The organism is Hyphomicrobium sp., from assembly GCF_041674905.1.
Classification (GTDB): Bacteria; Pseudomonadota; Alphaproteobacteria; order Rhizobiales; family Hyphomicrobiaceae; genus Hyphomicrobium_B.
In genome coordinates this window covers 1-4942 of the sequence record NZ_JBAYUV010000070.1, presented here as the reverse complement: position 1 = coordinate 4942, position 4942 = coordinate 1, and the positions used below count along the sequence as shown (strand labels likewise).

Annotated in this window: 8 protein-coding genes; 4 read left to right on the top strand and 4 right to left on the bottom strand. The window is 56.5% G+C overall.

The features are described from left to right. Positions 1 to 135: 135 nt before the first annotated feature. From WC026_RS17165 to WC026_RS17150, 4 genes are all read right to left on the bottom strand, one after another. A complete protein-coding gene (locus WC026_RS17165; protein WP_372712229.1) occupies positions 136 to 477 on the bottom strand; it encodes a DUF1064 domain-containing protein in 342 nt (113 codons plus the stop codon). 223 nt (positions 478 to 700) lie between these two features. Further along, on the bottom strand, positions 701 to 1504 hold the full coding sequence (locus tag WC026_RS17160; protein ID WP_372712228.1) for a ParB/RepB/Spo0J family partition protein: 804 nt from the start codon (positions 1502 to 1504) through the stop codon (positions 701 to 703). Continuing rightward, positions 1504 to 2403 (bottom strand): hypothetical protein, encoded by a 900-nt coding sequence (locus WC026_RS17155; protein ID WP_372712227.1) that lies wholly within the window; start codon positions 2401 to 2403, stop codon positions 1504 to 1506. Before WC026_RS17155 ends, WC026_RS17160 begins: the two co-directional genes overlap by 1 nt. Before the next feature lie 906 nt (positions 2404 to 3309). Beyond that, the gene (locus WC026_RS17150; RefSeq protein ID WP_372712226.1) at positions 3310 to 3513 is read right to left on the bottom strand and encodes a helix-turn-helix domain-containing protein; all 204 of its coding nucleotides are present in this window, start codon (positions 3511 to 3513) and stop codon (positions 3310 to 3312) included. Positions 3514 to 3736: 223 nt separating this feature from the next. Between WC026_RS17150 and WC026_RS17145 the strand changes: the two genes are divergently transcribed. The 4 genes from WC026_RS17145 to WC026_RS17130 are packed head-to-tail and all read left to right on the top strand — an operon-like array spanning position 3737 to position 4703. Beyond that, positions 3737 to 3952 carry a hypothetical protein gene (locus tag WC026_RS17145; protein ID WP_372712225.1) on the top strand — a complete coding sequence of 72 codons (216 nt, stop codon included), beginning with the start codon at positions 3737 to 3739 and terminating at the stop codon, positions 3950 to 3952. After that, the gene (locus tag WC026_RS17140; RefSeq protein ID WP_372712224.1) at positions 3945 to 4100 is read left to right on the top strand and encodes a hypothetical protein; all 156 of its coding nucleotides are present in this window, start codon (positions 3945 to 3947) and stop codon (positions 4098 to 4100) included. Before WC026_RS17145 ends, WC026_RS17140 begins: the two co-directional genes overlap by 8 nt. Further along, complete coding sequence (locus tag WC026_RS17135) at positions 4100 to 4321, top strand: hypothetical protein (RefSeq protein ID WP_372712223.1); 222 nt, start codon at positions 4100 to 4102, stop codon at positions 4319 to 4321. The genes WC026_RS17140 and WC026_RS17135 overlap by 1 nt, the downstream gene beginning before the upstream one ends. Before the next feature lie 10 nt (positions 4322 to 4331). Beyond that, positions 4332 to 4703 carry a hypothetical protein gene (locus WC026_RS17130; RefSeq protein ID WP_372712222.1) on the top strand — a complete coding sequence of 124 codons (372 nt, stop codon included), beginning with the start codon at positions 4332 to 4334 and terminating at the stop codon, positions 4701 to 4703. Positions 4704 to 4942 lie beyond the last annotated feature (239 nt).

The window sequence follows — 4942 nt, the reverse complement described above, 5'->3', positions numbered from 1 at the left end:
CATGGCGCGCGGCGCTGATCGGCGGGATACGCCCGCGCCCGAGAACGTCGGAGACTGTGACGCCGTGTTCGCGCGCGGCGACGGCAATGAAAAAGCGAACCTTGTCGCCAAACATCTGTTGCGGTTGACTTTCCATCATTTCCTCACGATTTCAATAACCGATATGCCGTATTGCAATTCCGCTGCCTTCTTTCGAAGGCGGTATGCCGTATCTTTTTGCGTGCCCGTGCTCTTTACGTCCTCTATGACACGCCGCGTCCCGTGGTCGCGCCAGTAGCTGAAATCAAACTTCACCCGGCAAAACGGCTTTCCGGCGATAAATGTCTGAAAAACCGGCTGCAATTCTAAATTGGTGATTTCCCCGGCGCGCTCCAAGAGCTTCAATTCAGCATAGCGCATCATCTCAAGCTTGCTATCGAAGCAGATGCCATCAAGCGTTCGGGCATGTGTTGGGGAGACTGGAAATCGTGCGCTCAACGATCAATCTTCCTCACCAGCCAAAGAAGCAGCCGCCCCTGTTCAGAGTTGCAGCTGGTAGCGGATGCGGGGCTCAAGGTTCCCGCATCCGCTGTCTCGCAGTCACGGCCAATGGGAACTGGCCGCTTTCGTGATCCTCGCTCGACACGCTCGGCAGTGCGTCTAACGAGTCCCCCGCCTGAATTGCGTTACAGGCGAAGCCTTGAATAAAAAAGCGTTTCATTCAGCGTCCAGACGCCGCCAGATCGAATACAGGCGCGTCAATGCGCAACATAAACTCTTCTCGCGCTTCCGGCCCGGCGGCGTTCCAAGCGTCCATCAACCGAGCTACTTGGCGCTCAGACGCCATAGCGTCATTCAATGGATCTGCGGCGACCTTAGCCTTTTTTGGCGTTGGTGGTTCTTGTAGGCGCTTCTCAACCCAAGCCGCCTGTTTTTCAGGGGCAACATTTTTCAGCTTGTCCAATTCTTCGCCCTTATCGAGCCGCGTTCCACGGATCAGTTCCATAGCTTTTTCGCTGATTTTCTCACCGCGTTCGGCGTCTCTCCTAACAGTCCGCTCTGCTTTACCAATCGCCGCAGACGTCGCCTCGACAAACGCTGGCGTATCAGTGTGGCCAAATTGGCCAGACTGGTAGTTGCCGCCGTGCCTGGTTTCGGGATGAAGCTCTTCGAATATGGCCTTCCGCCTCGCTGTCTGCGAAGCCCTGTCTGCTGCGGTTAGCTCGGCGCGCATCAGGTTTTCGTCAATCATCGCCAGTTCAGCGCGAAGATCGTCGTCGTCGACGATGATGCACGGGACGGTTTGAAACCCAGCCTTGATCGCCGCCTTCAATCGATGGTTGCCGGCGATCGTCTCGAATGCTTCTCCTTCTACACCGTCGACCATGCGGACGACAGGGCGCACGCGAAGCGGATTGATAATGCCAAGTTCGCCGATGCTATCGACAAGGCGGCGCACGGCCGCCTCATCAATCTTGCGCGCGTCCTTGCGCTGGAAAACGCGAGAGACGGGTATTTCCTGCATCACTTGATGATCTCCGGGAACGCGCCTTCACGACGGATGCTTGCCGTAACCTTCCCGCCCTTACGCCAGCGGTTCCAATGCCGGAGAATGATCTCCAGCTTCTCAGACGGGCGAAGACGGTTCTTGCGTTCCGTCGTCATGCGCGATCGGAGCCAAAGGATAGGGTCGTCTTGCTTGAGGTTCGCGCCGTCGCAGACGCGCTGGAAAAATACACCGCACTCGACAGAATTAACTCGGTGCAGGATAACATACGCCGCGACGAACGGCGTAATGCCGAATGTCTTGATGAACTGCTCGTTGGCCAGCTCTCCCAAGGCGCTAGAGATTTGCTTCTTGTGCTTGTTGTAGTAGGTGCGAATTTCCTGCTTTGTAGGAGGAACGCTGTTAGTGCCGCGCGAACCAGCAAAATACATCGTTCCTTTGGAATGCTGAATAAGCAGTCTTGCAACTGCCGCCGCAGACGTAGCATACGCCGCGCCATCCATCGCAAGAAAGTTCGCCGTCGTCCGCTGCTTGCCCATGTCGACGGTCATGCGCGCGTCGCGCGAAACGCCGAACATCACAGCGCTTTGAACCGGACGCCCGGTGCGCACGATAGCTTCCAGACGATGCTGACCGTCGTTCAGCAAGCCATCCTTGGAAACAATGATCGTCTCGCCGTTGAGTTGCCAGAAGCCGTGTTCGATATCGGCGACGATCTCTTGCACAAGGCGCTCTGAAAGCGGGCGGTTGCCGTCGTTCATTTCAAGCAAGCGCTTCGCGATTTCCGGCGTAATCGTCACGATCTCGACGAACGGCGCAACGCGGCCTTTTTCAATTCGCTCTCCGAACCACGACATCTGGCGATGTGTCGTGTCCGTCGCCTTCACTGGCGCAGGACCGTTAACAACTTGCAGCATGATATTTCCCCTTGTTACGCCTTAAAGCCTCTTTGGCTCGCCGGACGTGGTGCTTCGCAGGAACGCCTGCGATCGGTTCTGGCGCATATTTGGCGCTAGAATGGTGATGACCGTACGCGTCTTTGGGTTTATTGTGTATGTAAACCCGCCCACGCAAATAGATGTCGCACCGGCGTCCATCGCCGTTTCAACGACAGCCGCGATTGTATCTCGAAATTCCTGCAGTTCGATTTGATTGACGCGCTCCATCCATCTAACAAGCGCATGGTCTGAGACTTTTATTGATTTTGACATTATCGTCCTCAGAACAGAACAACAGGTTGTCGGGGGCGGATCCTATGACAATCCGCCCCCATGCAGTCGCGGGCAATGGGAAGCCCGATTATCCTCGCTATGCTGGCTCGGCAGAGCAACTAACGAGAATGCGAATAAGTGGCGGGATTTTCTGACCGCTCCCGCCGGGCGGCGTCGAACATGCTCAGTGAAGGAAAACCGGCAAAGGTCACACTAAGCACGCCAGATAGCACGCCAGATATGAATAAAAGGACGGGGGAAGCTTTTGCAGCAATCCCCCGCCAGTCACGCGGCCCCGAGGCAGGGAGGGAGCCAGGCCGCGAACTTGTTCATTGATACGCGCCGATAACCATCAGCAGCTTGCCTGCGATCTGAAGCGCTCCGGCGATGAAGATAGCCGCGCGGATATGTGCGATGTGGTTGGTCATTGGCCGATCCTCGCTTTGCGGCGCGCCATCTCTTGATGCTGTCCGCTAGACCGAATGGCACGCAACTTCTCCCCAGAATAACGAGACGGCTTTACGCGTGACTTGCCGCCCCACGGCCTAGCGGCCATCTTTGCGTGAAGGATGTGATCCGGCCAAAAATCAAAGCTGCGCCCGTGAAGCTGTATCATTTGTCCCTCTTTTCACTCTCAAGAAAATCGTTCGGCGTCACAGCGCCGTTGGTCGCCTTGTTGATGGCCTCTAGCAGCTTCATCGTCGGGTTCAGCTTCCCATTGCGTAACTTATTGATTGTGCCTTGGGAGTAACGCGTTTTCTCTCCGAGTGTTTGCTCGGTAACGCCGCTCAGCTTTAGCCATTCGTCTAGTTTCATTCCGCCACCATACCCGCCACGATTATTCGTGGCAAGCGTTATTTTTCAAGCTTGCGCTAATTCGACAGACGCCGTTATAAATCATAAGCTTGTGCTGCTGCCGCTGCATTCATTGGCATCTCGCGGGCTATAATTTCGCGTTCGCGCTCATTTTCTGCTTGACGGCTATTCGCTACAGGCATATCGTCTGGTCATAGGCCGCTTTGGCCTGTGGAGCACGACGATGAAGACATTCTCTGTCGAATACACGAACGAGCCGTGGCGCAATCGTTCGTTCAAGGTGCGCGGCATTTGCAAATGCGACGTACTCAACCCGTGCTGGGATAATCGCAAAGACGATGTCCCTGGTCAGCATTGGGGTGGCGGGCAGGCCTGCGAGCCGTGCACGAAAGCCGCTAAAGCAGCGATAGTCCATACCTGCGGGTCGTCCCATGTCTGACAACCAGCTTTTCTTCCTCGTATTCATCGCGCCATGGATGACGGCTCTCGTCGCCGGTGGCTTGGTAGCGCAAGCGTTTGCCATTCGCGCTGAACTTGCGCGTCTACGCAGCGTACGCGTCGTGGCGCGCCGTGAGGGAGAGCGGTGATGGAACGCCCTCACTGGGACGATCAGTTCTCCGAGAGCGAAAGCGAACGCAATGCTCGTCTGCGCGCAAAGCGTCTTGCGAAGCTAGACCCGCGCGACCCTGACCTGTCACGCCCCGGAATTTTCCGCGACCACAATTGCTATCGATGCGACAGCGGCAAAAAGCCTTGCGTCGTCGGCAATCCGAGCCGCTGCGAATACCCGCACGCGAGGAACGATTAAGGAGGCTATTATGAAAGAACATAGCGTCACCGCCGGGCCATACATGATTGAACTACCGGCTAACGGCGTCGCGATCCTGTATGAGGCAGACGAAAGCGGCGCATATCGTCAATTGCCGGGCGGCAGCGGATACCTTGAAGCATTGGTGCAGTTCGCCGGCGAGGTCATCCGCCTGTGCGCAATGATTGACCAAATGCAAGATGAGCGCGGCGACGATGGGCGCGCTACCATCGCCGTCGAACTACTTGAGGCGCTAACGTCTCTTGTCTCGCAAATCGACAAAAACGATTTCAGAGACGGATTAGGCCACGATGCGAAAATGCTCAAAGCATTTGTCGACGCCAAATCCATCCTCGTTAAAGTTCGCGGGGTAGCCCCATGAACCTCGATCGCGCCGCCATCATGCGCCGAGCGCATCGCGATTACCGGTGGTGGAGCGCTCACGGCGAGCCGCGCGCGTTCGGCGATTGCTTGCGTAACGCATGGGCTGTTGCGCGGTTGGCGCGCGATAGCGGATCAATGAATTACGCGAGGGCAGCATGAGCATTGAAGGCAAGCTTCTCCTACTCGCCGCCGCGCTCGCGTGGCCGCTATTCACTGCATTTCAGATTTGGCGGGGTT